We start from the raw sequence: 26,562 nt of genomic DNA on the forward strand, positions 1-26,562 counted from the left end.
CGGTCCGGATGGTCCGGGCCCTGGGCCCGCGAGCCGGACCGGGCCCGACGCCGGACGCGCGCGGCCGTTATCCTGGCGGCGTGACCACCAGGACCCCCCTCGCCCGAGGCGCCTGGCGCGCCCTCGCCCTCCTCCTGCCGATGGCTGGGGCGCTGCTCCTGGCGGGCCCCGCGTCGGCGGTGCCCGAGGGCTGGAGCAAGCCCGACCCGGTCTCCGGGTTGGCCGCCCTCACGGTCTTCGTCTTCGGTCCGCTCGCGCTGGTCGCCGTGGTCGCGGCGCTGGCCATGTTCCCGCAGTGGGCGAGCGCGGCGAAGGAGTCGCCGGCCGTCACCGCCACCGAGGACGACACCGCGCACCTCGACGAGCTGTTCGCCGGTGACGAGCCCGAGGCGCTCGAGGCCGCCGAGGAGCCCGCCGACAGCTAGCCGACGGCGCCCTGGGCGTCCCTGGCCTGCGCGGCCAGGGCCCGGGCCATGTCGGCGCGTCCCTCGCGCACGTAGCGCTTGGCGGCCGGGTTGGCCGCGGAGCCCTCGAGCCAGGCGTCGACCCGGGCCAGCGTCTCCGGTGAGATCAGCGGCATCGGGAACATGTACTCCAGTGCGGTGGACGCGCGCTGGGTGCCCTTCTCGTCCCAGATGGTGTCGGCGGTCTCGAGGTACTTCTCGAGGTACGGCGCCAACAGCTCGGCCTGGCCGGCCACCGGGAAGGCGTAGGCGATCTGCCGCTGGGTCTCGTTGGCCACGTCGTCGCGCTCGATGGCGTCGCGCCAGGCCTGCGCCTTCGCCTCGGGGGTGGGCCGGACCGTGAGCGCCATCGCCGCGTGCTCCTGGCCGGAGATGGTGTTGTCCCGGGCCAGCTCCTCGTCGATCCGCTCCGCCTCCGCGCGGCCGTGCTTGGCCAGCCCGGTCAGCAGCGTCCAGCGCAGGTCGGTGTCGATGTCGAGGCCGGGCAGCGTCCGGGTGCCGTCGAGCAGTCCCTCGATCAGGTCGAGACCGGCGGCGGAGTGGGCCGCGCCGGCGAAGGCCCGCGCGAAGGCCAGCTGATGGTCGGAGCCCGGGGCGGCCGACTCCAGCAGGTCGCGCAGCCCGGCCTCCCAGCGGTCGGCGAGGCCGTCGCGATGGCCGGGGTCGGAGTAGTAGTGCAGCGCGGTGCGGGCATAGAGCGGCAGCCGGCTCACGGCGGTGGTGTCGGTCTCGAGACCGATGCCGCGCAGCACCAGCTCGACGAAGTCGCTCGCCGCCATCTCGGCGTCACGGGTCATGTCCCACGTCGCGCCCCACAGCAGCGCGCGCGCCAGCGAGTCGTCGATCCGGTCGATGTGGTCGACCGCGGTGGCCAGGGACCGCTCGTCGAGGCGGATCTTGGCGTAGGTCAGGTCGCCGTCGTTGAGCAGCAGCAGGTCGGGCTGCCGCTCGCCGACGAGGTCGGCGATGTCGGTCGAGACGCCCTCGACGTCGACCTCGACCGAGGAGCGGCGCACCAGGCCGGCGTCGGTGAGGTCGTAGAGGCCGATGCCGATCCGGTGCCGGCGGATCGTGGGGAACTCCGGGGCCGCCGACTGGGCCACCGAGAACGAGGCGTAGCGGCCCTCGTCGTCGAGCTCGAACACGGGGGTCAACGTGTTGACCCCGGAGGTCTGCAGCCACTCCTCGGCCCAGCTCTGCAGCTCCCGTCCGGAGGCCTTCTCGAGCGCGGACAGCAGGTCGGCGAACTCGGAGTTGGCGAACGCATGCGCCCGGAAGTACTCGCGCAGCCCGGCCAGGAACTCGTCGATGCCGACCCACGCGACCAGCTGCTTGAGGGTCGAGGCCCCCTTGGCGTAGGTGATCCCGTCGAAGTTGACCTCGACGGCCTGCAGGTCGTAGTTGTCGGCCGCGATCGGGTGGGTGGAGGGGAGCTGGTCCTGGCGGTAGGCCCAGTTCTTGCGGGCGTTGGTGAACCCGGTCCACGCCTCGGTGAACTCGGTGGCGTGCACCATGGCGTGGTGGCTGGCCCACTCGGCGAAGGACTCGTTGAGCCACAGGTCGTCCCACCAGCGCATGGTGACCAGGTCGCCGAACCACATGTGCGCCATCTCGTGCAGCACGGTGTTGGCCCGGGCCTCGTAGAACGCGTGGACCTGGCGGGACCGGGGGAGGTACTCGTCGCGGAACGTCACGCAGCCGGCGTTCTCCATCGCGCCCATGTTGTACTCCGGCACGTAGAGCTGGTCGTACTTGCCGAACGGGTAGGGATAGTCGAAGGCCTCCTCGAAGAACGCGAAGCCCTGCTTGGTGATCAGGTTGAGCTGCTCGTGGTCGAGGTGGTCCTTGAGCGACTGGCGGCAGAAGTGGCCCAGCGCGATGGTGCCGTGCGCGCCGGCGTACTCGTCGTAGACGGCGTGGTACTCGCCGGCGACCAGGGCGGTGATGTAGGTCGACATCCGCTCGGTGGTCGGGAAGTGCCAGACCGCCTTGCCGTCTCCGAGGCCCTCGGGGTCGGGGGTCGGCGAGTTGGACACCACGACCCAGTGGTCGGGTGCGGTCACGTGGAAGGTGAAGACCGACTTGAGGTCCGGCTGCTCGAAGGTGGTGTAGACGCGCCGCGCGTCGGGCACCTCGAACTGGCTGTAGAGGTAGACGCGCTGGTCGGCGGGGTCGACGAAGCGGTGCAGGCCCTCCCCGGTGTGGGAGTAGGGGAGCTCGCAGTGGACGCGCAGCTCGTTGTCGCCGGCCAGTCCGTCGAGCCGGATCCGCTGGTCGCGGTAGACCTCGAACGGGTCCAGCGGCTCGCCGTTGAGGACGATCTCGTGGACGTCGGTCGCGCCGTTGAGGTCGGCGAAGGTGCTCGCCCCGGGCTCCGCGCACGAGAACCGGATCACGGTCGTGCTGTCGAAGACCTTGTCGGAGACGGTCAGGTCGAGCGAGATGTCGTAGGAGGTGACGGACAGGAGCGAGCCACGGGTGGCGGCCTCGTCCCGGGTCAGGTTGGTTCCAGGCATGCCCGCATCATGTCACCGCGGGGGTGAGCCGCGTCAGCCGTCCCCGTCGCGGCGCTGCGGGGTCCGGGCGTGGGCGCGTCGTGCGCGCCGGCGTACCGGCTGCGGCCGGGTGTCGGGGCGGCGCGCCATCAGGGTGGCGATGCCGAGGGCGAGAGGGTTGCTGGCCATGTCAGGTCCTCCGGTTGCGGGTTGGTCTCAGGTGAGGAGCCGTGGGGATGACCGCTGATACCGCCTTGTTACCGTGGCGCACGTGAGTGACGCGAGAGGTGGAAGCGACGCCGACTTCTGGTTCGACCCCTTCTGTCCGTTCGCCTGGATCACCTCGCGGTGGATCCTGGAGGTCCAGAAGGTGCGCGACATCACGGTCGGCTGGCACGTCATGAGCCTGGCCTACCTCAACCGCGACCTGGACGTCACCGACGCCCACCGGGCGAAGCTCGAGCCCACCTGGGGGCCGGTGCGGGTGTGCATCGCCGCCGAGCAGAAGTACGGCGCCGAGGTGCTGCTGCCGCTCTACACCGCGCTCGGCACCCGCATCCACCTCGAGAAGCTGCCGATCACCCGCGAGCTGATCGCGGCCGCCGTGGCCGAGGTGGGTCTCGACGAGGCGCTGGTCGACGCCATGGACGACGCCGGGCTCGACGAGGCGGTGGCCGCCTCGCACCTCGAGGGGATGGACCGGGTCGGGGTCGATGTGGGGACCCCCACGGTGGCGATCGGCGGGAAGGCCTTCTTCGGGCCGGTGCTCAGCCGGATCCCCCGTGGTGAGGAGGCCGGTCGTCTCTGGGACGGCTGCGTCACCCTCGCGGGCGTTCCGTGCTTCTCCGAGCTCAAGCGTGCCCGCTGCGGCGATCCGGACTTCAGCTGACGTGCGCTGGATGCTGCGGCTGACGGCCGGTGCCCTGGGCGGGGCACTGGCGGTCGGCGCGGCGGTGGCACCCGCGGTCGGCGTCGCGGCGCCCGTGGGGTCGGCCGCCGTCTCCGTCGACCGGGTGCCGCTGCGCGCCGTGGCTGCCGGTGGGACCCGCGAGGGCGCCGCCCGGCTGCCCGAGGGACGGTCGCGGTGGCGGGTGTCGGGCCATGCGCTGCTGGCGGTCACCTGGACCGGCGCCGCACCGACGGTCGAGCTCCGGCTGCCCGGTGGTCGGTGGGAGGCGTGGGAGCCGCTGGCCGACCTCGGCGAGTCCTCGGCCGTCGAGGGCACCGAGCCGCAGTGGGTCGGGTCGGCGGGCACCGTCGCCGTGCGCGTGGAGGGTGGCAACGGCACCGCCCGGCTGACCGTGATCGACCCGGGCGCCGACCCCGAACGGCAGTCGGCCGCCGGAGGCCGGACAGCGGCGAGGACCGGACGGGCGGCGGCGCCGAAGCGCGCCCCGCGCCCGGAGATCCACACCCGCAAGGACTGGGGCGCCAACGAGCGGTGGCGCAACGGCAAGCCGAGGTACAACGCCAAGCTGAAGCAGGTGCACATCCACCACACGGCGGGCACCAACGACTACAAGCGCAAGGAGGTGCGCGGCATCATCCGGGCGATCTACCGCTACCACACGCACACGCTGGGCTGGTCCGACATCGGCTACAACTTCCTCGTCGACCGCTTCGGCAGGGCCTGGGTCGGCCGGGCCGGCGGTGCGGCCAAGCTGGTCCGCGGCGCACACACGCTCGGCTTCAACCACGCCTCGACGGGCATCGCGGTGATCGGCAACTTCGAGGACAAGAGTCCGCGCGCCGACGTGGTGACGATGCTGGTGCGGCTGTCGGCCTGGAAGCTCGACAAGGCCGGCCTCGACCCGCAGGGCAAGATCTGGGTCACCTCCAAGGGGAGCGACCTCTTCGCCAAGGGGGAGCGGGTGAAGCTCCCGGTGATCGACGGTCATCGCGACACCAACCAGACCGCCTGCCCGGGTCAGCTGCTCTACGACCTGCTGCCGGACATCCGCAAGCGCGCCGCGCATCGGGTCGACCGGTTCTCGTGAATCTCGGGACGCCTGGGAATCCGGTGGACACCTCCTCCTAGGATTCAGCCCATGACCCATGTCCTGTCCGCCGTCGCCTGGCCGTATGCCAACGGCCCGCGCCACATCGGCCACGTGGCCGGTTTCGGCGTGCCCTCCGACGTGTTCAGCAGGTACATGCGGATGACCGGCCACGACGTCCTGATGGTGTCCGGCACCGACGAGCACGGCACCCCGATCCTGGTCGCCGCCGACCAGGCCGGCGTACCCGCCAAGGAACTGGCCGACCGCTACAACGCGGTCATCGTGCAGGACCTGGTCGACCTCGGCCTGTCCTACGACCTGTTCACCCGCACCACGACGGGCAACCACTACCGCGTCGCCCAGGAGCTGTTCCACCAGAACTGGCTCAACGGCTACATGATCGAGCAGACGATGCAGTCGGCCATCTCGCCGTCGACCGGCCGCACCCTTCCCGACCGCTACATCGAGGGCACCTGCCCGATCTGCAAGTTCCCCGAGGCGCGCGGCGACCAGTGCGACAACTGCGGCAACCAGCTCGACCCGATCGACCTGATCGACCCGCGCAGCAAGATCAACGGCGAGACGCCGGAGTTCGTCGAGACCCAGCACTTCTTCCTCGACCTTCCGGCCCTCGCCGGGGCGCTCGGTGAGTGGCTCGACGGGCGCGAGGCGACCGGGCTGTGGCGGCCCAACGTCATCAAGTTCAGCCAGAACATCCTCAAGGACATCAAGCCGCGGGCGATGACCCGTGACATCGACTGGGGCATCCCGGTGCCGATCGACGGCTGGCAGGAGCAGCCGACGAAGCGGCTCTACGTCTGGTTCGACGCGGTCATCGGCTATCTGTCGGCCAGCATCGAGTGGGCGCGACGCAGCGATGACCCCGAGGCCTGGCGGCAGTGGTGGAACGACCCGGCTGCCGAGTCGTTCTACTTCATGGGCAAGGACAACATCACCTTCCACTCCCAGATCTGGCCCGCCGAGCTGCTGGGGTACGCCGGCCTGGGCGACCGCGGTGGGGAGCCGGGCGAGTACGGCGTCCTCAACCTGCCGACCGAGGTGGTGTCGAGCGAGTTCCTCACGATGGAGAGCAAGCAGCTCTCCTCGAGCCGCGGTCACGTGATCCTGGTCCAGGACATGCTGTCGCGCTACCAGCCCGACGCGCTGCGCTACTTCATCTGCGCGGCCGGGCCCGAGACCTCCGACTCCGACTTCACCTGGGCGGAGTTCGTGCAGCGCACCAACTCCGAGCTCGTCGCGGGGTGGGGCAACCTGGTCAACCGGACCGCCACCATGATCGCCAAGAACGTCGGCGCGATCCCCGCGTGCGGCGACCTCGAGCCGGTCGACGAGGCCGTGCTGACCGCCGTCCGCGACGGGTTCGCCTCGGTGGGCGAGCTGATCGAGGGCACCGGCTCGGGCCGCGATCGGCGAGGCGATGCGGATCGTCGGCGAGGTCAACAAGTACCTCACCGTCACCGAGCCCTACAAGATGAAGGACGACTCGCAGCGGGCTCGGCTCGAGACCGTGCTGCACGTCGCCGCCCAGTGCGTGGTCGACTGCAACACGCTGCTCTCGCCGTTCCTCCCGCACTCCGCCAACGCCGTGTGGCTGGCGCTGGGCGGTGAGGGGGAGTTCATGCCGATGCCGCGCATCGAGCAGGTCGAGGAGCTCGAGCCCGACAACGGCGCCGGCCTGACGACGTACCCGTCATCACCGGCGACTACTCCACCACGCCACGGTGGGAGTCGCGTCCCGTGCTCGTCGGAGCCCCGGTGGCCAAGCCGACCCCGATCTTCACCAAGCTCGACCCGTCGGTCGTCGAGGAGGAGCTGGCGCGGCTGGGTGGCTGACGACGGTCGTGGCTGGCGGCTGTCGGTGCTGGCGGTGCGGCGGCTTGCGGGCTGCTGGTGGTTGCGGTCCTGGGCAGCGAGGGCCGGAGGTCTGCTGCTGGTGCCGTCGGATTGGCGGCGTCCGGTCCGCTTCGGGCTCCGCTGGAGCTCGGTGCTGCGGGGCGGTTGAGACCCGCCCCATCGCAGGCGGTCGGGGGGCTCGACGGCCGATCGAGATTTCTTCGATTGTTGTCTCACGAGGTGGGACAAACAGGGTCTGAGCAGGCGTGATTGTCGGTGGCTCCTGGTTGGCTTGACCCATGAGCCAGTCAGCCAGCGCGTTCGCGGAGGTCCCGGTCCCGGGGTCTCCGGATCGGGTGTTGGCGACGGCCGGGCGGCGATGCGTGCCGAGCAGGCGGCTGCGGCGGCGAAGCTGGTGGCGGCGGTGGAGTGGGCGGCGCTGCACGAGCCGACGGACACGGGGGATGCGGCGTACTGGTGGGAGGCCGGCAGGTGCGTGCCGTTGGCGGGTGAGGGTGCCCGGACATTGCGGAGTTCGCGGTGGCGGAGTTCGCCACCGCGCTGGGGCTGACCACCGACGCCGGGCGGCGGTTGGTCGGGCGGGCGTTGAGCTGTGCTACCGGCTGCCGAACCTCTGGAAGGCCGTGCAGGCGGGTGCGGTGCCGGCGTGGCGGGCGACCTTGGTCGCCGATGCCACCCTTCCGCTCTCCCGGCTGCGGCGGGGTTCGTGGATCGTCAGGTCGCGATCGTGGCGGGGCGGGTCTCGGCCCGTCAGCTCGACCACCTCATCCTCGAAGCCCGTGTCAGGTGTGAGGGGGTGGAGCGGGAGGACCCGGAGAACCCCCACCCCGAGGTGGCGGACACGCGCCACGTGCAGGTGCACACCGATCAGGTGTCCTTCACCGGCACCGTCGCCGTCACGGGTGAGCTGGACCTGGCCGACGCCCTCCACCTCGACCAGGCGCTCGCTGCCGGTGCCGAGCAGCTGAAGCTCGCCGGGTCGACCGAGTCCCTGGATGCCCGGCGGGCCACCGCGCTCGGCGAGATGTCCGCGCCCAGCTCGCCCTCTCCTACGACGACCCGACCGGCTCGGCCACCCAGTCGGGCACGGCGCGGGCCGTCCGACGCGCGTCCGGCCGGTGACGTTGTTCGTGCACCTCTCCGAGCAGGCGCTCACCGGCGAGGCCGGTGGCCGGGGCGGTGTGAGAACACCCGCACCCCGATCGACGCCGACAAGATCCGGGCGTGGTGTGGCCACCCCGACGCGACGGTGACGTCAAGCCGGTCCTCGACCTGGCCGGGCCATGTCCGGGTGGATCAGTACGAGGTCCCCGACCGCCTCAAGACCCTGGTCGACCACCGCGACGGCCACTGTGTGTTCCCGTGGTGCACCAGACCAGCCCGGGCTGCGACCACGACCACGTGGTCCCGTTCGACGAGGCCGACCCGACCGGGGGCCGACCTGCGGCTGCAACATCGCCCCCACTCTGCCGGAGCCATCATCGGTTGAAGACCCACACCCCGTGGCGCTACGCCGTGATCGAACCCGGGACCTATCTCTGGTCGACCCCGCACGGCTACCGCCTGCTCGTCGACCACACCGGCACCCGCGACGTCACCCCCGACCCCCGGCCCGGACGGCCACCTCATCGACCTGGTCGAGGCGACCCCGACCCACCCGACCAGTAGCCACCCCGCCCCGACACCCCGCCGTACTCGGGCCGCCGGCGGGGGTCATCGGCACGCCCGAGGACCGTGGACAATGCGAGGGACCCACGACCACATCCAGGGAGCGGAGGTCTGCGCGTTCGTCGGGCCTGCTCGGTCCTGATCGCCCTGATGAGCCTCGCGTCGCTGGCGGCATGTTCGTCTCAGGACGACGACGGTGGGCCCGAGGTCGGTTCGCCGGGTCCGGTGGGGCGGGGTGACCTGTGCGCGGAGCTCGTTCCGGCCTCGCAGGGCCGGCCATGGGCCCAGCCGGCAGAGGTGATGCCCGCATCCCGGTCGTGATGACGCCTGTTTCGCGGCGAACCCCGATGCGGGTCTGGTCGTTCAGGTCGAGGTGTGGAGCGACCATGGTGACCTGCTGGACGACATCGTCCGCTTCGGCTCGCCGGCGGCACGGACGACCACGACTGCGGTCACGGTGACGGGACTACCCGGGCTGACAGCCGCCGCAGAGATCGACGGTCGCCAGGATGCCGATCTGGTGGTGCATGTCGACGACCGAGTGCTCGTCGTCCTGGTTCAGAGATTCGCGGCGATGGCGCCGGACGCCTCGCCTGACGAGGGCGTGGACCTCGCCAAGCGCGTGGCCCGAGGACTGTTGACGACGCCCTAGTCAGGTCCCGATCACGGCGGGTCCGGACCGCGGGAACCACCGCGGGAGGAGCATCCGAGGAGCTACCGACGGCGGTCGGGCCGAGGCCGGGCCAGGCTGACGACGGCGGCCACCGCGAGGGCCAGGGCCCCCACCCCGGCGGCACCGGCGAGGCGGAACCGTGTGAGGTTCGCGGCGTAGCAGCTGGCCGCCACCTCGTCGGCGTACGCCGTGGAGTGCTCGCCGCCCGGGGGATCGTCGTTCCCGTAGAACCCCGCGTCGTAGGGCGCGATCGAGCAGCCGACGGCTCCGGCGGGGCCGTGGCCTCCGACGTCTGCGGCGGCGATGTCCACCGTGGGGTTGTCCATCAGCAGCCAGCCGCTCACGGCGAGCAGGAGGCCGGCAGCCAGCCAGAGGCCCAGGGTGGTCCGGCGACTGCTCACCGGGCCGATGCTACGGACCCGACGCCAGGGGAGGGCCGCGCCGGGTCACCCGAGGTCGGCCACCGCCCGCTCGTAGTCGTCGGCGAGCCGGGCGAGGTCGGCGCGATGCTTGGTGATCCGGCAGCCGACGCCGTTGGGCTTCCAGGTGACCCCCTCGTCGGCCCAGCGGGCGCGCGCCTCGTCGGCGAGGCTCGCGGGCAGGTCGCCGGAGGCGTTGGTGACCCGCCACCAGGTGACGTTGCTGCCGTACAGCGACATCACCCGTCCGACCTGGCGCGGACCGATGCCGACGAGCTCGGCGAGATCGCCGTAGGCCACCACCCGGCCGCGCGGGACCTGTTCGACCGCCCGCAGCACCCGCTCCACGACGCCTTCGTCCATGCGTCGATGCCTAGCCGTGCTGGACCGAGCGACAGACCTGGGCGGTGCCCCGGTCGAGCTGCTCGGAGGTGATCCCGTAGAACCGGTCGAGCAGGTCGGGCACCTGCAGGTCGGGGAAGGGGCGACCGCGCTCGGGCTGGAACGCGCGGGAGAACGTGCGGAACGTCGCGACGTCGTGCAGGTCCACGAGATAGGTCACCGAGCACCAGGCCAGCAGATAGTCGACCTGCGGGTCCAGGCCGAAGCTCCCGGACGCCGGCGGGCCCAGCGCGGCGACCTTCATCATGTCGTCGTACGTCGCCGTGGGGTACCTCAGGTCGCCGGGGCCGGCGGGCGCTCGCGAGACGTAGACCGCGAGGCCCTCGCCGACCCAGCGCGGCTGCGGACCGTCGTGGACGGTCAGGAAGTGGACGAGCTCGTGGCGCAGCACCTCGGTGTCGTCGAGGAGGTAGCCCACATGGTCGGGGTTGGCCTGGATCCGGGTCCCGGCCAGTCTGGCCGGCCGGTGGTCGGTGGGTCGGGAGAAGACCGTGAAGGTGACGGCGGCCGCCTCCTGGTCGTCGAGGCTGTTCATCTTGGTGGCGTCGCCGTTGCTCGTCGCGTCGACCAGGACGTCGTAGCGCGGGGCCATGTCGAGCACCTCGGCGTCGACGCGGATGCCCCGGCGCACCGCCTCCAGCAGCGGCCGGGCCTGCGCCTGCTGGTCGGCGTCGACGACCACGATCGTCCCGCCCTCGGAGCGTACGACGACCGGTCCGCCGAGCCAGGGCCGGCTGTCCGCCGGCCGCGACCGGGTGGCCGACGTGCGCGAGCCCTCGGCGCCCAGCAGCCACTGGTCGCCGCGCTTCACCCAGGTCAGCCGCACCGGATAGGCCGCCGGGCGCGAGTCGACCCCGTGATCTGCACCTCCTCGACGGTCTGCGGCGCCAAGCGGTCCGGTGCGTCGGAGAGCGTCGCCGGCGTCAGATAGACCTCGTCGGCATGCAGCGAGTAGTGGCTCACCGGGAGCTTCGAGAGGTTGTCGAACAGCACGCCCTCCGACTCCACGAAGTCGGGGTCCGAGGTGTCCACGACCGACAGGAAGGCGTCCCGGTCACCGTCTCGCACCGCGCGCGCTCGCACCCGCATGGCCTGTTCGATCGCCGAGAAGTCCTCCGGCGTCGGGTCGTAGTCGGAGGTGCTGGTGCCCGACTGCTGCGTGGGCGACGCCGACGGTGTCGGGTCGCTGGGGGCGGAAGGCACCAGGCCGCAACCGCCGAGGGCCGTGGCCAGCAGCAGCGCCGTGAGCCCGGCTCGTCGTCTGCAGGCCATGGCGTGATCCTAGGTCGGCGACCCAGCCCCGCCGCGCCGGGCGCGGGGACACCGGCGAGGTCAGAAGCCGCGCGGGTCGACCGCGCGGACGCCGGGGAGCAGCGCGAGTGCGTGCACCGCCAGCGCGAGGACGGCCAGCGCGACCGCCCAGCCGGTGTGACCCGCCACCCACAGTCCCAGCACCGCGGAGCCGAAGACGAGCAGCTTGACCAGCAGCCGCGCGACCGGGTGCGGGAAGCGCGCCTTCGGCGCCGCGAACAGCCCCCAGGCCACGGCGGCCAGCGCGGCCGCGCCGAGGCCGACCAGCCATCCCGAGGCGTCCAGCCCCCAGACGAACAGCCCGGCCAGCGCGGCCAGCTCCGCCAGGAACACGCCGGTCAGGACGAGCCACCCGACCGCGGAGGCGGAGGTGCTCGTCGCCTCGTCACCGGGCTCGGCCATGGCGGCGATCCTAGCCAGCGGGCCGGGTAGGGTCGCCGCCATGACGGAGGTCGACGCGTCGAGGGGCCGGTGACGGCGGTGGCGCTCTATCCACAGGTGCGGGCCGACGTCGAACGAGCCGCGGCAGCGATGCCGATCTACGACCCCGAGTTCGACATCGCCGCGTCCCGGTCGGAGGCGCGCCGGCTGGCCGCCGCGACGCCCGGCCCGGAGCTCGACGGCGTCCGTGACCTCGACGCCGGGGGAGTGCCGTGCCGCCTCTACCGACCCGCGGGTGCGCTGCCCGGGGTGATCGTGCACCTCCACGGAGGCGGCTTCGTGTTCCACGACGTGGAGGTCCACGACGCTCCCTGTCGCCGGCTCGCCGACGCGGCCGGCATCGCGGTGCTGAGCGTGGACTACCGGCTCGCCCCCGAGCACCGGTTCCCGGCCGCCGTCGAGGACGTGGACGCCGTGGTGGCCTGGCTCGACGAGCACGCGGCCGAGGCCGCCCTGGACGGGCCGGCGTACCTCCATGGCGACAGCGCCGGTGGCAACCTGGCGCTCGGGGCGGCGCTGCGTCATCCCGGCCGGTTCCGGGCGCTCGGGCTGATCTACCCGTTCCTCGACCCGACGTGCTCGTTCCCGTCCTACGCCGAGCCCGAGCACGGAGGCTTCGAGCCGGCGGCCGCGGCGTGGTACTGGCAGCAGTACGCCGGGCGGCCCGGCGACCTCGAGGACCCCGACCTGGCGCCGCTGCTCTCCACCGAGATCGGCAGCCTGCCGCCGACCATGGTCGTGACCGCGGAGCACGACCCGTTGCGCGACGAGGGCGAGGAGCTCGCCCGCCGCGCCGCGGAGGCCGGGGTCGAGGTCGTGGCCAGCCGGCAGCTCGGCCAGGTGCACGGCTTCTGGCGGTCGCCCGACCTCGACGCCGCGGAGCCCGTGCTCCGCCAGGTGGCGGCGTTCCTCCGACTCCACCACGGCACCTGACACCGACCCTGAGAGGATCGCCGCATGCGCGTTCACGTCGGATCCGACCACGCCGGCCTCGAGCTCAAGGACCGCCTCGTCGCCTGGCTCACCGACCACGGCCACGAACCCGTCGACCACGGCCCGTTCGTCTACGACGCCCTCGACGACTACCCCGTCTTCTGTCTGCGGGCCGCCGAGGGCGTCGTCGCCGACCAGGAGGCCGGGGTCGAGGCGCTCGGCGTGGTCGTCGGCGGCTCCGGCAACGGCGAGCAGATGGCCGCCAACAAGGTGCGCGGGGTCCGCTCGGCACTCGTCTGGTCCGTGGAGACGGCGGAGCTGGCCCGCCAGCACAACGACGCCAACGTGGTGTCGGTCGGCGGTCGGCTGCATCCGATCGAGGACATGCTCCACTTCGTCGAGGTCTTCCTGGCCACGCCGTTCAGCGGTGATGAGCGGCACGTCCGCAGGATCGGCCAGCTGGCGGTCTACGAACAGACCGGTGAGCTGCCGGCGCTGCCCGCCTCCGCACAGCGTCCCGGCGGCGATGCCTGAGGGGCACACGCTCCGTCGCCTGGCCGACGACCTCACCGCCGCCTTCGCGGGCGCGACGGTGTCCGCGTCGTCACCCCAGGGCCGGTTCGGGACGGAGGCGGCGGTCCTCGACGGCACCCGCCTGCTCGCCGCCGACGCGGCCGGCAAGCACCTGTTCGTCGAGTTCGAGCACGACCACGTCGTGCACGTGCATCTGGGCCTGATCGGCGGCTTCGCCGTGACCGAGGGAGCCGCCGAGGTCCCGCCGCCGGTGGGGCAGGTGCGGCTCCGGCTGGTGGCGCGGACCGGCCCCGGCCGGTGGTCGTACGCCGACCTGCGGGGCGCCACCCGCTGCGACCTGGTCACCGGCGCCCGCCGAGACGAGGTGCTGGCCGGCCTGGGACCCGACCCGCTGCGGCCCGACGCCGACCCCACGCGCGCCTGGGAGCGGGTGCACCGGTCGGCCCGGCCGATCGGCGAGCTGTTGATGCAGCAGGACGTGATCGCGGGCGTCGGCAACGTCTACCGCGCCGAGGTCCTCTTCCGGCAGCGGATCGACCCGTTCCGCCCGGGCCGCACGCTGCGCCGCTCTCGGTTCCTGGCGATCTGGGAGGACCTGGTCGGGCTGATGGCCGACGGCGTCCGGCTCGGGCGGATCGACACCGTCCGGCCCGAGCACACCCCTGAGGCGATGGGTCGCCCGGCCCGCGAGGACGACCACGGGGGCGAGGTCTACGTCTATCGACGGTCTGGACAGCCCTGCCTGGTGTGCGGCACCCTCGTGCGCACTTCCCCGATGGCGGGCAGGAACTTGTTCTGGTGTGGCCAATGTCAGCGCAGGTTCCGTTCCCGCGCCGTACAGTGAAGTTCAACCCCCCATTGCCCCGAGGGACATGGACAAGATGAGCGTCGAGCGCGCGATCGCACCGGCGGCCGGGAACACGCGAGTGCGTCGTGCCCGAGCCGCCTTCACGCGTTTCATGCGCTCGGGTGACAACCGGCTGTTCCTCTCGCTGGTCGTCGCCAGCGCCGTGGTGGCGATGGTCGCCGGCATCTGGCCCACCATGCTCCCCATCTCGGTGCTCGCGGTGCCGCTGCTGATCGGCAACATCGTGCTCGGCCCGCGGCAGCTGCCGTGGTTCGTGGTCATCACGCTGGCCGGGCTGGCCATCGTGTCCCCCCGCCAGCCCGAGATCACCGCCTACGTCGTCGTGGAGATCCTCGTCGTCTTCGTGCTCGGGCTGATCATCCTGCTGTCGTCGTTCCGGCGGACCCGGCTCGGGGTGGCGGGGGCGCGGGGCGAGTCGATGCTCGTCGACCTGCGCGACCGGATCAGCCGGCAGGGGCAGCTGCCCGACCTGCCCCGCGACTGGTACGTCGAGACCGCGCTCCGCTCGGCCGACGGCACGCCGTTCGCCGGCGACTTCGTGGTGGCCGCGCGTCCCCACAACGGCGACCGCTTCGACGTGGTCGTGGTCGACGTCTCCGGCAAGGGCGACGAGGCCGGCACCCGCTCGCTGCTGCTGTCCGGAGCGTTCGGCGGTCTGCTGGGGGCGCTGCACCCGGAGGACTTCCTGCCGGCCGCCAACGACTTCCTGCTCCAGCAGGACTGGTCCGAGGGGTTCGCGACCGCGATCCACCTCTCGCTCAACCTGACCTCCGGCGACATCAAGGTCTGGACCGCAGGTCACCCACCGGCCGTGCAGCTGTCCGCCGGCTCCGGCCGGTGGTCGGTGCACGACACCGAGGGTCCGGTGCTCGGCCTCATCCCGGGCGCGGAGTTCACCGGCACCCGGGCGATCATGCGGCCCGGCGACGTGGTGCTGCTCTACACCGACGGCATGGTCGAGACGCCGACCCGCGACATCGGGCTGGGCATCGACCGGCTGGTCGGCTCCGCCGAGCGGGAGCTGCGCGGCAACTTCGTGCACGGAGCCAAGCGGCTGATCGACAGCCTCGGGTCCCGTCACGACGACCGGGCGCTGCTGCTCATCCACCGGCGCTGACCAGCGCCGGAGCGACGACCACGGACCTATCGCGGTTTGGGGTGCAGGCCGCCCGGTGTGGCACCATGACACCCGCGGTGCGGGCGTTCTCGCGCGCCCATGACCGCGCGCGGATGTAGCTCAATGGTAGAGCCCCAGTCTTCCAAACTGGCTACGCGGGTTCGATTCCCGTCATCCGCTCTCAAGCGGGCCGAGACGCCTGCTTGGCGGGGCGTAGCGTAGTGGCTAGCGCGCCTGCTTTGGGAGCAGGAGATCGCAGGTTCGAGTCCAGTCGCCCCGACGAGACGGACCCACCCCTGACCCACCCCTGACCCGCCGCGGCCGGACCGGCCCGCGGCCGCCCAGCATGATCGGAGACCACCTGTGAAGAGCGCCGTCGAGACGATGAGCCCGACCCGGGCCAAGCTGACCGTCGAGGTGCCTTTCGAGGAGCTGAAGCCCAGTCTCGACGCCGCCTACAAGCAGATCGCCGGCCAGATCAACGTGCCCGGCTTCCGCCGCGGCAAGGTGCCGGCGATGGTGATCGACCGCCAGGTCGGGCGCGGTGCGGTCCTCGACCAGGCGATCAACGACGTGGTGCCGAAGAAGTACGTCGAGGCGCTGCAGGCCAACGACCTGCAGCCGTTGGCCCAGCCCGACATCGAGGTCACCAAGTTCGCCGACAACGAGACCCTGGAGTTCGTCGCCGAGGTCGACGTCCGGCCCGAGATCACCCTGCCCGACTACGACGGCCTCGAGGCCACGGTCGAGGACGCGGTCGTGACCGACGCCGACGTGGAGGAGCAGGTCGCGTCGCTGCGCGAGCGGTTCGGCACCCTCCAGGACGTCGAGCGCGCCGCCGCCGACGGCGACTTCGTGGTGATCGACCTCAAGGCCACCAAGGACGGGGAGCTGGTCGAGGGCGCCGAGCTGTCCGGGATGTCCTACCAGGTCGGGCGCGGCGGCATGCTCGAGGGCCTCGACGAGGCGCTGACCGGCCTGGGCGCCGGCGACACCACGACGTTCACCTCCCAGCTGGTCGGTGGTGACCTGGTGGGCGAGGACGTCGACGTCGAGGTCACCGTCTCCCAGGTCCAGGAGCAGGAGCTGCCCGAGCTCGACGACGACTTCGCGCAGCTGGCCAGCGAGTTCGACACCGTCGACGAGCTGATGGCCGACGTCCGCGAGCGGCTGTCCCGCGGCAAGCGGCTCGAGCAGGCGGCCGCCGCGCGCGACGCCGTCCTCGAGGTGCTGCTCGACAAGATCGACGTGCCGCTGCCCGACACGTTGGTCGCCGACGAGCTCAACGCCCGCCGGGAGAGCATCGAGCAGCAGCTCGCCTATGCCGGCATGACCATGGACACCTACCTCGACAACGAGGGCCAGACCGTCGAGGAGTTCGAGGCCGACCTCGAGCGGCGGGTCCGCGACGCCGTCGCCGCCCAGTTCGTGCTCGACGAGATCGCCAAGAAGGAGCAGTACGGCGTCGACCAGGCCGAGCTCTCCGACCACCTGGTGCGGCGGGCCCAGCAGTCGGGCCAGGACCCGCAGTCCTTCGCCAACCACATGTTCGAGCACAACCACATCCCCGAGCTGGTCCAGGAGATCCTCCGCGGCAAGGCGCTGGCCGCCGTCGTGGAGTCCGCCACCGTGACCGACGCCTCGGGCGAGCGCGTGGAGCTGGCCAACCTGCGCCCCGACGGCACCCTCGGTGACCCGGAGGCCGAGGCCGACGAGGCCGGAGACGAGGCGACCGAGGCCGCAGGCGAGTCCGGCGACGCCGAGTCCGCTGACGCCCCGTCCGACGACGACTGAGCGCGATCTGCCGACCTCGGGGGACCCCATGACGTACCGTGCACGGGGCGCCACCGACCGGGCGCCCGGAGCGAAGGGGCACACCACCGTGCGCGGGAGATGGACCGCAGCAGCCGTCGCGGCGCTGCTGGCGGCGACCACCGCGGTCGCGACGTCGCAGGCGTCCGGGTCGGCCGCCGCGCCGATCCCGGCCGCGGCGCCGCCCGCGCGGCCCAACGTCGTGCTCGTCCTCACCGACGACCAGGACCTGTCGCTCAACCGGTTCATGCCGCAGACCCGCAAGCTGGTCCGGCAGCGTGGCCTGTCGTTCAGCAACTACGTCGTCAACACGTCGCTGTGCTGCGTGGCGCGCTCCTCGTTGCTGCGTGGGCAGTACGCCCAGAACACGCATGTGGAGAACAACGTGCCGCCGGAGGGCGGCTTCCTGCGCTACCACCAGGAGGGGCTGGACACCAACGACCTGCCGGTCTGGCTCGACCAGCTCGGCTACACCACGTCGATGGAGGGCAAGTACCTCAACGGCTACCCCTCCGTCGAGGGCAGCGGACCCTACGCCGGGCAAGGGGTCGGTCGGCTCGACATCCCCGTGGGCTGGGACGACTGGTTCTCGCCCGTCGGCGGGACGCCGTACTCCGAGTTCAACTACGTGATGAACGACAACGGGGTCGAGCGCTCCTACGGGTCTGCCAACCGCGACTACCTCACCGACGTGCTGGCCGATCGGGCGGTGCAGTTCCTCGACCAGCAGGCCGGCGCCGACTCGCCGTTCTTCCTCTACCTGGCCCCCTACGCCCCGCACTCGCCCTACAAGCCGCCGCCGCGCTACCGCGACTTCCTCAAGCGCGACCGGCTCAAGGTGCCCCGCACCAAGGACTTCGACGAGAAGTCGATCTCCGACAAGCCCTCGCCGCTGTCGAAGCTGCACCCGCTGACCGCCAAGGACAAGAAGCGCCTCGACAAGATCTACCGCAAGCGCGCCGCCTCGGTGCGCGGCGTCGACGACATGGTGGCCGACGTCGTGGCGGCGCTGTCCGCCAACGGCCAGCTCGACAACACCTACATCTTCGTGACGTCCGACAACGGCTACCACCTCGGGCAGCACCGGATGCCCCCTGGGAAGTACACCCCCTACGAGTCCGACATCCGGCTGCCGCTGTTCGTCCGGGGCCCGGGCGTGCCCGAGGGCGGCACCTCCGCCCAGCTGACCTCCAACATCGACCTGGCGCCGACGATCGTCGACCTGGCCGGCGGCCGAGCCCCCTCCTTCGTGGACGGGGTGTCCTTCGCCCCCTGGCTCTCGGCGTCGCCGCCGGGCGGGCAGCTGCGGCGCACGCTGCTGCTCGAGCGCAAGATCTCGACGTTCGTCGGAGGGCCGCTGGCGCGCGGCCGGATGGACCTCGGAGAGCCCCGCGACCCCCGGCTGCTCGAGCAGCTCGACTTCCACGCCACGCCCTACCGCGGGGTCCGCTCGGCCGACGGCTACACCTACGTGCTCTACGCCGACGGCCAGGAGGAGCTCTACGACCTCCACCGCGACCCCTACCAGCTGCGCAACCTGCTCGGTCGCGGCCAGACGGTCAGCGGCGCGACCTTCCAACGGCTCCGCGAGCTGCGCCGCGACCTGTCGTCGTTGACGGGGTGCGCGGGCGCCAGCTGCCACCAGTAGCCCTCGGCGCGGCCGGTCCGGTCGGCGTTCCGCTGTCGGCGAACAGGCCGGACGAACCCGTGGTTCGGCGGCTGGTTGCGGCTAGGGTCGCTCACGTGAACCTCGACATCGACAACGCCCGCCCCGCCGGGCCCAGGGCGGACGGTCCCCAGATGAACGGCGGCGTCCCGACCTACGGCCTCGACGACCACATCTACCAGCGGTTGCTCCGCGAGCGGATCGTCTTCCTCGGCTCGGAGGTGCGTGACCAGAACGCCAACGCGATCTGTGCCCAGCTGCTGCTGCTCTCGGCGGAGGACCCCGAGGCCGACATCTTCCTCCACATCAACAGCCCGGGTGGCTCCGTCGACGCCGGCATGGCGATCTACGACACGATGAACTACATCCCCAACGACGTGGCGACCGTCGGCATGGGCCTGGCGGCGTCCATGGGGCAGTTCCTGCTCTGCGCCGGCACCAAGGGCAAGCGCTACGCCCTGCCCCATGCGCGGATCATGATGCACCAGCCGTCGTCCGGCATGGGTGGCTCGGCCTCCGACATCAAGATCCAGGCCCAGCAGTCGCTGCACATCAAGAAGGTGCTGCTCGAGCTCATCGCCGAGCACACCGGCCAGCCGCTCGACCAGGTCGAGGCCGACGCCGACCGTGACCGATGGTTCACCGCCGAGCAGGCACTCGAGTACGGCCTGGTCGACCAGGTGATCACCAGCGCCCGCGAGGCCGCCGACGAGGGCCGGCCGGCCCACTCCAACGACTGAGGCAGAGGACGACGACTTCCATGAACTACTACATCCCGCAGTGGGAGGAGCGCACGTCGTACGGCTTCCGCCGGATCGACCCCTACGCCAAGCTCTTCGAGGACCGGATCATCTTCCTCGGCACCCCGATCTCCGACGACGTGGCCAACGCCGTGATGGCGCAGCTGCTCTGTCTGGAGTCGATGAACCCCGACCAGGACGTCCAGATCTACATCAACAGCCCCGGTGGCTCGTTCACGGCGCTCACCGCGATCTACGACACGATGCGGTTCATCAAGCCCGACATCCAGACCGTCTGCCTGGGCCAGGCCGCCTCGGCCGCGGCGATCCTGCTGGCGGCCGGCACACCCGGCAAGCGGCTGGCGCTGCCCAACAGCCGGATCCTGATCCACCAGCCCTACACCGAGGGCACCTTCGGCCAGACCTCCGACATCGAGATCCAGGCCAACGAGATCCTGCGGATGCGCGAGCTCCTCGAGCAGATGATCGCCGACCACAGCGGCCGGTCCATCGACGAGGTCAGCCGCGACATCGAGCGCGACAAGATCCTCACCGCCGAGGCCGCGATCGAGTACGGCCTGATCGACGCCGTCCTGGAGTCCCGCAAGGGCGCTCCGGCGCTCAGCTGAGCGGGCCATGCCGAGCCGTCCGAGCAGGACCATCTCCGCATGAGGCGACACGCGCCCGCTGCTTGGCCCCCCACGGGGGGCCGGCAGAGGGTACCGTCAGAGAGTTTCCGCGGCTCGCAGCGCCGCTGAGCCCGAACCGCACGATCCGAAAGGGACGCACGTGGCACGCATCGGTGACGGAGGCGACCTCCTCAAGTGCTCCTTCTGCGGCAAGAGCCAGAAGCAGGTCAAGAAGCTGATCGCCGGTCCCGGCGTCTACATCTGCGACGAGTGCATCGACCTGTGCAACGAGATCATCGAGGAGGAGCTCAACGAGGGCGCCGAGGTCAGCCTCGAGGAGCTGCCCAAGCCGCGTGAGATCTTCGAGTTCCTCAACGACTACGTCATCGGCCAGGAGCAGGCCAAGAAGTCGCTCGCCGTGGCGGTCTACAACCACTACAAGCGGGTCCAGGCGGGTCTGCAGCCGGTGGGCGGCAAGCACTCCAAGGAGGATGCCGTCGAGGTCGCCAAGTCCAACATCCTGCTGATCGGACCCACCGGCTGCGGCAAGACCTACCTCGCCCAGACCCTTGCCCGGATGCTCAACGTCCCGTTCGCGATCGCCGACGCCACGGCTCTCACCGAGGCCGGCTACGTCGGCGAGGACGTCGAGAACATCCTGCTCAAGCTGATCCAGGCCGCCGACTACGACGTCAAGAAGGCCGAGACCGGCATCATCTACATCGACGAGATCGACAAGGTGGCCCGCAAGGCGGAGAACCCCTCGATCACCCGTGACGTGTCCGGCGAGGGCGTCCAGCAGGCGTTGCTCAAGATCCTGGAGGGCACCAGTGCCTCGGTGCCGCCGCAGGGCGGGCGCAAGCACCCCCACCAGGAGTTCATCCAGATCGACACCACCAACATCCTCTTCGTCGTCGGTGGCGCGTTCGCGGGGCTCGAGCACATCGTCGAGCAGCGGGTCGGCAAGAAGACGCTCGGCTTCACCGCGGAGGTGCGTGGGGCCGAGCAGCGCGAGGCGGAGGACCTGCTGCTGCAGGTGCGGCCGGAGGACCTCACCAAGTTCGGCCTGATCCCGGAGTTCATCGGCCGGCTGCCGCTGATTGCGAGCGTCAGCAAGCTCGACCGCGAGGCGCTGGTGCAGATCCTCACCGAGCCGCGCAACGCCCTCGTCAAGCAGTACCAGAAGCTCTTCGAGCTCGACGACGTCGAGCTCGAGTTCACCTCCGACGCCGTCCTCGCCATCGCCGACAAGGCCATGGAGCGGCAGACCGGAGCGCGCGGGCTGCGGGCGATCATCGAAGAGGTCCTGCTCCACGTCATGTACGACGTCCCGTCGCGCGCCGACATCGGCAAGGTGATCGTCACCGGCGAGGTGGTGTCCGACGAGGTCGCCCCGACGCTGGTCCCGCGGGCCGCCGAGGACAAGAAGAAGAAGTCCGCCTGAGCTCGGTGCTCCAGGTCTCGGCGCACCCCGTCTAGTCACTTCGGGTGGGCGGGTAGTCCGTTCGGGTCATCTTCGGTGAAATCTCGTGGCGTCGTTTGGAATCGGTCGAGAAGCACCCGCACCATGGACTCTCACGGTGACGAGTCAGCATGGGGCCGACTCGAGCCGGGGTACCTGGGGGTGAAGGGTCCGTGAGCCGCGACCACAAGAAGCCGATGATGGCCTTCGTCATCGTGGCGGTGGCCTGCGCTGTGCTCGTCGTCAACGCGGCGCGCAGCAGCGCGGTCGACCTGCTGCGGGACCCGGTGCCCTCGGTCGCGGCCGCGCAGGCCTGGCGGCTGGTGCCGGGGGCCGAGCAGCTGCGTCGCGACGACCATGGGTCCGTCGCCACCGCCACCGATCCCGGAGCCTCGCGGCGCTCGGCCGGCACCGACGGTGACCAGGCCTCCCGGCCGACCTCCGGTGGCACGGGGGCGGGTCAGCGCGCCGATCGGGCCGCGTCCTCCGACGAGCACGGGTCCGACGACCGTCGCAACGGCCACGCTGCCTCCACCGGGGCGAACGATCACCCGGTCACTGCCGGGAGCGGCGGCACCGGCTCCGACGGCGGCGCCGCCCAGCACCCCGGGCACGCCCCGGACCACGGTGGCGAGGGCGCCGGCCCGGGGACGCCCGTGGCCACACCGGCCGCCACCGACTCGGGCAAGCAGGGCCGCGGACCCCGCCACGACGGACGCTCCGATGAGGGTCGCTCCCACGAGGGCCACCGCCGGGGTCACGACCTCGGCGCCGCCCACGAGCACCGCGCCGCCGAGCCCGCCGACCACGCCCGAGGCGGCCACCCCGACCGCGGCTGACGCCGCGCGCGGTCGACGCGGGGGCCAGCGCGCCTAGGCAGGTGCGGGCGCCAGCTCGGCGGTGACCTCGGGCTCCGTGAGTGAGTCGTCGACGGTCAACACCAGCTCGCCGGTGATCTTGCCGACCTTGCGCAGGTCGTCGGTCGCCGCGCGCACGGCCTCGAGCGCGGCGCTCGGGCCGCGGACCTCCGCACGGGACACCTCGGCGCGCATCGACACCTTCGCCGTCGACTTGGCTCCGCGGATGCCCGCCAGCGCGGCCGCGACCGCGTCGAGCATCGCCGCGTCCCCCACCGTGTCACCCGCCACCTCGGGCTCCGGCCAGCGCTCGTGGTGGATCGAGCCCTCCTGCCACCACGACCAGACCTCCTCGGTGACGTAGGGCAGGAACGGCGCGAACAGCCGGAGCACGGTGTGCAGGGCGACGGCCAGGGCTCCCCGCGCCGACTCGCGAGCGGGGCTCGGCTCGTCGGCGTAGGCCCGCTCCTTGACGAGCTCGAGGTAGTCGTCGCAGAAGTGCCAGAAGAACCGCTCGCTGACCTCCAGCGCGGTGGTGTAGTCGTAGGCCTCGAAGGCGTCCGTCGCCTGCCGGGCCGTGTCGAGCAGCCGCGCCAGCAGGGCCCGGTCGATCGGCTCGGTGACCAGTGCCGGGTCGGGGTCGTGGGCACCGACGCCGCCCAGCACGAACTTGGACGCGTTGAGCACCTTCATCGCCAGCCGTCGGCCGACCTTCATCTGCGCCTCGTCGAAGGGGCTGTCGAGGCCCGGGCGGCCGATCGCGGCCCGCCAGCGGCAGGCGTCGGCGCCGTACCTGTCGAGGATCTCGGTGGGCACCACCGCGTTGCCCTTCGACTTCGACATCTTCTTGCGGTCGGGGTCGACGATGAAGCCGGAGATCATCGCGTGCGTCCAGGGGGCCCGGTGCTCCTCGAAGTGGGAGCGCACCACCCGCGAGAACAGCCAGGTGCGGATGATGTCGTGCGCGTGGGTGCACAGGTCATAGGGGTAGACCCGCTGCCACAGGTCGTCGTCGGTCAGCCAGCCGCCCGCGATCTGCGGGGTGAGCGAGGAGGTGGCCCAGGTGTCCATCACGTCGGGGTCGCCGATGAAGCCACCGGGCTTGCCCCGCTGGTCCTCGTCGTAGCCCCGCGGGGCGTCGGTCGACGGGTCGAGCGGCAGCTCGGCCTCGGTGGGCAGCAGGGGGTGGTCGTAGTCCGGCTCGCCGTCACCGTCGAGCGGGTACCACACCGGGAACGGGATGCCGAAGAAGCGCTGGCGGGAGATCAGCCAGTCGCCGTTGAGACCGCCGACCCAGTTGTCGTAGCGGTGCCGCATGTGGGCCGGGATCCAGGTGATCTCGTCGCCGCGCTCGACCAGCTCGCGGCGCAGCTCGGCGTCACGTCCGCCGTTGCGGATGTACCACTGGCGGGTGGCGACGATCTCCAGCGGCTTGTCGCCGTTCTCGTAGAAGTTGGCCTTGCGCTGGGTGGGCGTCGGCTCGCCGTCGAGGTCGCCGGACTCCCGCAGCAGGCCGACCATGGCCTCGCGGGCCGAGAAGGTCGTCTTGCCGGCCAGGTCGGCGTACGCCGCCGCGGCGGGCTCGCTCGCCAGCCACTCGGGCGTCTCCCGGTGCAGCCGGCCGTCGCGGCCGATCAGCACCCGCATCGGCAGCTGCAGCTCGCGCCACCAGAGCACGTCGGTCAGGTCGCCGAAGGTGCAGCACATCGCGATGCCGGCGCCCTTGTCGGCCTCCGCGGCCGGGTGGGCGACCACCGGCAGCTCGACGCCGAACACGGGCGAGGTCACCGTCGACCCGAACAGGTGCTGGTAGCGCTCGTCGTCGGGGTGCGCGATCAGCGCGACGCAGGCCGGGATCAGCTCCGGCCGGGTGGTCTCGATGTGGACCGGAGTGCCGTCGGGACGGTGGAAGGCCACCCGGTGGTAGTGGCCGGGGTAGTCCCGCGCCTCCATCTCGGCCTGGGCCACCGCGGTCTGGTAGGTCACGTCCCACATCGTCGGCGCGTCCGCGAGGTAGGCCTCGCCGCGCGCGAAGTTGCGCAGGAAGGCCGTCTGGCTGACCTGCTGCGACTTCGGTCCGATCGTGGTGTAGCTCTCCTTCCAGTCGCACGAGAGCCCGAGGGTGCGCCACAGCGACTCGAAGACCTGCTCGTCCTCCTCGACCAGGGCCTCGCAGAGCCCGATGAAGCTGGGCCGGTCGATCGGCACCTGACGCTTCGGGTCGGGCTTCTCGGGTGGCGTGAAGTCGGGGTCGTGCGGCAGCGACGGGTCGCAGCGGACGCCGTAGTAGTTCTGCACCCGGCGCTCGGTGGGCAGCCCGTTGTCGTCCCAGCCCATGGGGTAGAACACGGCCTTGCCGCGCATCCGCTGGTAGCGGGCGACCAGGTCGGTGTGGGTGTAGGAGTAGATGTGCCCGACGTGGAGCGAGCCGGAGACGGTCGGCGGCGGCGTGTCGATCGCATAGACCCGCTCGCGAGGCTGGGACCGGTCGAAGCGGTAGGTGTCGTCGGCCTTCCAGACCGCCGACCACTTCTCCTCCAGCCCCTCCAGCGCCGGCTTGTCCGGTACGACGACGGGCCGGGGGAGGCTCGTCGGCGTGGACAGGGGCGGCTGCTGGGTGTCGGTCATGGGCGAAATCCTAGGGGCGCGCTCGGCGAGGCCGAAAACGAGTTACCCCTGGCGGTTGCCCGTGGGTACGGTGCCGCATGGCCGACCCCACTCCCGTGCTCGAGTTCTTCGACGACCCGGCAGCGTTCCTGGAGGTCGCCGGAACGGCGTTGGCTGCCGACCCGGTGCTCGGCACCGTGGTCGCCGGGGTGAGCGAGCGGATGCGCGAGGAGCGGGCGGCCGGGGCGAGCTTCCCCGGGCCCTTCCGGCCGTGGTGGCTGGTGGTGCGGGACCCGTCGGGGGACGTCGCGGGCATGGCGATGCGGACCGCCCCGTTCGCGCCGTACCCCGTCTACCTGATGCCGATGCCCGACGCGGCGGCCACCGAGCTGGCCCGCGCACTGCACGCGCGAGGGGAGTCGTTGGGCGGGGTCAACGGGGCCCGGCCGGCGGTCGACCTGACCGCCGCGGCGTGGACCCGGCTGACCGGTGCCCCCGCCGAGATCGAGGTGCACACCCGGCTGTTCGAGCTGGGTGAGCTGCAGATGCCCACGCTCCCGCCCGGTCGGCTCCGGCAAGCCGCCGCGGGGGACCGTGACCTGGTCACCGCATGGTTCCAGGGCTTCATGGCCGAGGCCGACGCCCAGGCCGGCCGACCACCGACCCGGGCCGAGCACTTCGACGCCGAGACGGTCGCGCGTCGGGTCGAGCGTGGCACGGTCTGGCTCTGGGAGGACGAGGCGGCCGGGTGGTGCACCTGACCGATGCGTCCGAGCCGTCGTTCGGGGTCTCCCGGGTCGGTCCCGTCTTCACGCCGCGCGAGCACCGCGGGCGCGGCTACGCCGCCGCCGCGGTGGCCCTGGTCTCCGCCCGGCTGCTCGAGCAGGGGGTGCGGGTCTGTCTGTTCACCGACCAGGCCAACCCGACGTCGAACGCGCTCTACGAGCGGCTCGGCTACCGCCGCGTCGTCGACATGGCGGAGTACGTCGTCGCCGGCGACGCGACGGCGGAGGTCAGCTGACCCGCAGCCGCGGGCCCAGCAGCCGCTCGAGGACCCCGAGCAGGTCGCCCTGGATCTCGGTGTTGCTGAGGAACTCGACGCGCTGCGCGGGGCGGGTGCCCACATAGACCGTGAGGACTCCTGGTCCTCCGACAGCCCCGAGAACTCCGCCCAGGTGATGTCGGACCAGGACAGGGTGTCGGTACGCCGGTGTGAGGTGAGGTCGTGCAGGCTGAGCCCGCTGGCCCGGCTCAGCAGCTCGGCGCCGCGCGCCGCTCCCTGCTTGGCCAGCCGCACCATCTCGGAGACGCTGGGGCGGCGCAGCGAGATGCCGACGGGGGAGACGACCAGGGTCCCGCGGGCGGAGCCGGCGATCGGGGCGGCCGCCGCGAGCACACCGGTGAGGTCCTCGGCCACCGGCCCGGCCGCGAACGCGGCCGCGGGCAGCGGCTGGTCGGGCGCCGGGGTCCCGGCGGCCGGCCCGGCGGCCGCCGCCGGCTCGGGCGTCGGTGCGCCACGGCCCCCGGCGTCGGGCCGGTCCTCGGGCGCCGCGCCGGGTGCGTTGTCGGGTTCGTCGGCGGGCTCGGGG

The 26,562-nt window shown here is 71.8% G+C and carries 28 protein-coding genes and 2 tRNA genes; 22 read left to right on the forward strand and 8 right to left on the reverse strand.

Going from position 1 to position 26,562, the window contains the following annotated elements; all coding sequences use genetic code 11:
* The first annotated feature begins 80 nt into the window (after positions 1–80).
* Positions 81–425: a hypothetical protein gene (locus R2740_RS13995; RefSeq protein ID WP_371303305.1), complete on the forward strand. Its 345-nt coding sequence runs from the start codon at positions 81–83 to the stop codon at positions 423–425.
* On the opposite strand, the gene pepN is transcribed toward R2740_RS13995, so the two are convergent.
* Both pepN and R2740_RS14005 read right to left on the reverse strand, forming a co-directional pair.
* The gene (gene pepN / locus R2740_RS14000) at positions 422–2,980 is read right to left on the reverse strand and encodes an aminopeptidase N (protein WP_371303306.1); all 2,559 of its coding nucleotides are present in this window, start codon (positions 2,978–2,980) and stop codon (positions 422–424) included. The two genes, R2740_RS13995 and pepN, sit on opposite strands and share 4 nt — an antisense overlap.
* A 33-nt stretch (positions 2,981–3,013) precedes the next feature.
* Positions 3,014–3,148 (reverse strand): hypothetical protein, encoded by a 135-nt coding sequence (locus tag R2740_RS14005; protein WP_371303307.1) that lies wholly within the window; start codon positions 3,146–3,148, stop codon positions 3,014–3,016.
* Positions 3,149–3,230: 82 nt separating this feature from the next.
* Here R2740_RS14005 and R2740_RS14010 point away from each other — a divergent pair, with 82 nt between their 5' ends.
* From R2740_RS14010 to R2740_RS14040, 7 genes are all read left to right on the forward strand, one after another.
* On the forward strand, positions 3,231–3,848 hold the full coding sequence (locus R2740_RS14010; RefSeq protein ID WP_371303308.1) for a DsbA family protein: 618 nt from the start codon (positions 3,231–3,233) through the stop codon (positions 3,846–3,848).
* 10 nt (positions 3,849–3,858) lie between these two features.
* Positions 3,859–4,956, forward strand: coding sequence for a peptidoglycan recognition protein (locus R2740_RS14015; RefSeq protein WP_371303309.1), 1,098 nt, complete (start codon positions 3,859–3,861; stop codon positions 4,954–4,956).
* A gap of 51 nt (positions 4,957–5,007) precedes the next feature.
* Positions 5,008–6,588 carry a methionine--tRNA ligase gene (gene metG, locus R2740_RS14020; RefSeq protein WP_371303310.1) on the forward strand — a complete coding sequence of 527 codons (1,581 nt, stop codon included), beginning with the start codon at positions 5,008–5,010 and terminating at the stop codon, positions 6,586–6,588.
* Positions 6,589–6,805: 217 nt separating this feature from the next.
* Positions 6,806–6,982, forward strand: coding sequence for a hypothetical protein (locus tag R2740_RS14025; protein WP_371303311.1), 177 nt, complete (start codon positions 6,806–6,808; stop codon positions 6,980–6,982).
* A 648-nt stretch (positions 6,983–7,630) separates the two neighbouring features.
* Positions 7,631–8,323 carry a hypothetical protein gene (locus R2740_RS14030; protein ID WP_371303312.1) on the forward strand — a complete coding sequence of 231 codons (693 nt, stop codon included), beginning with the start codon at positions 7,631–7,633 and terminating at the stop codon, positions 8,321–8,323.
* Entirely contained in the window at positions 8,320–8,502 is a 183-nt protein-coding gene (locus tag R2740_RS14035) for a hypothetical protein (protein WP_371303313.1), read from the forward strand. Before R2740_RS14030 ends, R2740_RS14035 begins: the two co-directional genes overlap by 4 nt.
* A 373-nt stretch (positions 8,503–8,875) precedes the next feature.
* Complete coding sequence (locus tag R2740_RS14040) at positions 8,876–9,154, forward strand: hypothetical protein (protein ID WP_371303314.1); 279 nt, start codon at positions 8,876–8,878, stop codon at positions 9,152–9,154.
* A gap of 62 nt (positions 9,155–9,216) precedes the next feature.
* Here the strand turns inward: R2740_RS14040 and R2740_RS14045 are convergent, their stop codons facing one another.
* From R2740_RS14045 to R2740_RS14065, 5 genes are read right to left on the reverse strand one after another with little or no spacing between them, the layout of a single operon-like run.
* Positions 9,217–9,576: a hypothetical protein gene (locus R2740_RS14045; RefSeq protein ID WP_371303315.1), complete on the reverse strand. Its 360-nt coding sequence runs from the start codon at positions 9,574–9,576 to the stop codon at positions 9,217–9,219.
* Between the two features lie 45 nt (positions 9,577–9,621).
* Complete coding sequence (locus tag R2740_RS14050) at positions 9,622–9,957, reverse strand: MGMT family protein (RefSeq protein WP_371303316.1); 336 nt, start codon at positions 9,955–9,957, stop codon at positions 9,622–9,624.
* Positions 9,958–9,967: 10 nt separating this feature from the next.
* Positions 9,968–10,807: a hypothetical protein gene (locus tag R2740_RS14055; protein WP_371303317.1), complete on the reverse strand. Its 840-nt coding sequence runs from the start codon at positions 10,805–10,807 to the stop codon at positions 9,968–9,970.
* Positions 10,808–10,812: 5 nt separating this feature from the next.
* Positions 10,813–11,268 carry a hypothetical protein gene (locus R2740_RS14060; protein ID WP_371303318.1) on the reverse strand — a complete coding sequence of 152 codons (456 nt, stop codon included), beginning with the start codon at positions 11,266–11,268 and terminating at the stop codon, positions 10,813–10,815.
* A gap of 60 nt (positions 11,269–11,328) precedes the next feature.
* Complete coding sequence (locus tag R2740_RS14065; protein ID WP_371303319.1) at positions 11,329–11,709, reverse strand: DUF2568 domain-containing protein; 381 nt, start codon at positions 11,707–11,709, stop codon at positions 11,329–11,331.
* Between the two features lie 78 nt (positions 11,710–11,787).
* Between R2740_RS14065 and R2740_RS14070 the strand changes: the two genes are divergently transcribed.
* From R2740_RS14070 to R2740_RS14125, 12 genes are all read left to right on the forward strand, one after another.
* Positions 11,788–12,681 carry an alpha/beta hydrolase gene (locus R2740_RS14070; protein ID WP_371303320.1) on the forward strand — a complete coding sequence of 298 codons (894 nt, stop codon included), beginning with the start codon at positions 11,788–11,790 and terminating at the stop codon, positions 12,679–12,681.
* A gap of 24 nt (positions 12,682–12,705) precedes the next feature.
* The gene (locus R2740_RS14075) at positions 12,706–13,215 is read left to right on the forward strand and encodes a ribose-5-phosphate isomerase (RefSeq protein WP_371303321.1); all 510 of its coding nucleotides are present in this window, start codon (positions 12,706–12,708) and stop codon (positions 13,213–13,215) included.
* Complete coding sequence (locus R2740_RS14080; protein WP_371303322.1) at positions 13,208–14,059, forward strand: Fpg/Nei family DNA glycosylase; 852 nt, start codon at positions 13,208–13,210, stop codon at positions 14,057–14,059. Before R2740_RS14075 ends, R2740_RS14080 begins: the two co-directional genes overlap by 8 nt.
* Positions 14,060–14,174: 115 nt before the next feature.
* Positions 14,175–15,200, forward strand: coding sequence for a PP2C family protein-serine/threonine phosphatase (locus R2740_RS14085; RefSeq protein WP_371303323.1), 1,026 nt, complete (start codon positions 14,175–14,177; stop codon positions 15,198–15,200).
* A gap of 109 nt (positions 15,201–15,309) precedes the next feature.
* Positions 15,310–15,380: transfer RNA gene (locus R2740_RS14090), tRNA-Gly, on the forward strand.
* Positions 15,381–15,407: 27 nt separating this feature from the next.
* Positions 15,408–15,480: transfer RNA gene (locus R2740_RS14095), tRNA-Pro, on the forward strand.
* An 83-nt stretch (positions 15,481–15,563) separates the two neighbouring features.
* On the forward strand, positions 15,564–16,994 hold the full coding sequence (tig, locus tag R2740_RS14100) for a trigger factor (protein WP_371303324.1): 1,431 nt from the start codon (positions 15,564–15,566) through the stop codon (positions 16,992–16,994).
* A gap of 28 nt (positions 16,995–17,022) precedes the next feature.
* Complete coding sequence (locus R2740_RS14105) at positions 17,023–18,660, forward strand: sulfatase (protein WP_371303325.1); 1,638 nt, start codon at positions 17,023–17,025, stop codon at positions 18,658–18,660.
* 152 nt (positions 18,661–18,812) lie between these two features.
* A complete protein-coding gene (locus R2740_RS14110) occupies positions 18,813–19,418 on the forward strand; it encodes an ATP-dependent Clp protease proteolytic subunit (protein WP_371303402.1) in 606 nt (201 codons plus the stop codon).
* Complete coding sequence (locus R2740_RS14115; protein WP_371303403.1) at positions 19,415–20,047, forward strand: ATP-dependent Clp protease proteolytic subunit; 633 nt, start codon at positions 19,415–19,417, stop codon at positions 20,045–20,047. The genes R2740_RS14110 and R2740_RS14115 overlap by 4 nt, the downstream gene beginning before the upstream one ends.
* A 160-nt stretch (positions 20,048–20,207) precedes the next feature.
* Positions 20,208–21,491 carry an ATP-dependent Clp protease ATP-binding subunit ClpX gene (gene clpX / locus R2740_RS14120; RefSeq protein ID WP_371303326.1) on the forward strand — a complete coding sequence of 428 codons (1,284 nt, stop codon included), beginning with the start codon at positions 20,208–20,210 and terminating at the stop codon, positions 21,489–21,491.
* A 191-nt stretch (positions 21,492–21,682) separates the two neighbouring features.
* Positions 21,683–22,348: a hypothetical protein gene (locus R2740_RS14125; RefSeq protein ID WP_371303327.1), complete on the forward strand. Its 666-nt coding sequence runs from the start codon at positions 21,683–21,685 to the stop codon at positions 22,346–22,348.
* A 33-nt stretch (positions 22,349–22,381) separates the two neighbouring features.
* On the opposite strand, the gene valS is transcribed toward R2740_RS14125, so the two are convergent.
* A complete protein-coding gene (valS, locus tag R2740_RS14130; protein WP_371303328.1) occupies positions 22,382–24,994 on the reverse strand; it encodes a valine--tRNA ligase in 2,613 nt (870 codons plus the stop codon).
* Positions 24,995–25,071: 77 nt separating this feature from the next.
* Here valS and R2740_RS14135 point away from each other — a divergent pair, with 77 nt between their 5' ends.
* Together R2740_RS14135 and R2740_RS14140 are read left to right on the forward strand one after the other, a co-directional pair.
* Complete coding sequence (locus tag R2740_RS14135) at positions 25,072–25,734, forward strand: hypothetical protein (RefSeq protein ID WP_371303329.1); 663 nt, start codon at positions 25,072–25,074, stop codon at positions 25,732–25,734.
* On the forward strand, positions 25,722–25,994 hold the full coding sequence (locus R2740_RS14140) for a GNAT family N-acetyltransferase (protein WP_371303330.1): 273 nt from the start codon (positions 25,722–25,724) through the stop codon (positions 25,992–25,994). Before R2740_RS14135 ends, R2740_RS14140 begins: the two co-directional genes overlap by 13 nt.
* The last annotated feature ends 568 nt before the right edge of the window (positions 25,995–26,562 follow it).

The sequence above is a fragment of the Nocardioides sp. genome, assembly GCF_041393715.1.
Classification (GTDB): domain Bacteria; phylum Actinomycetota; class Actinomycetes; order Propionibacteriales; family Nocardioidaceae; genus Nocardioides.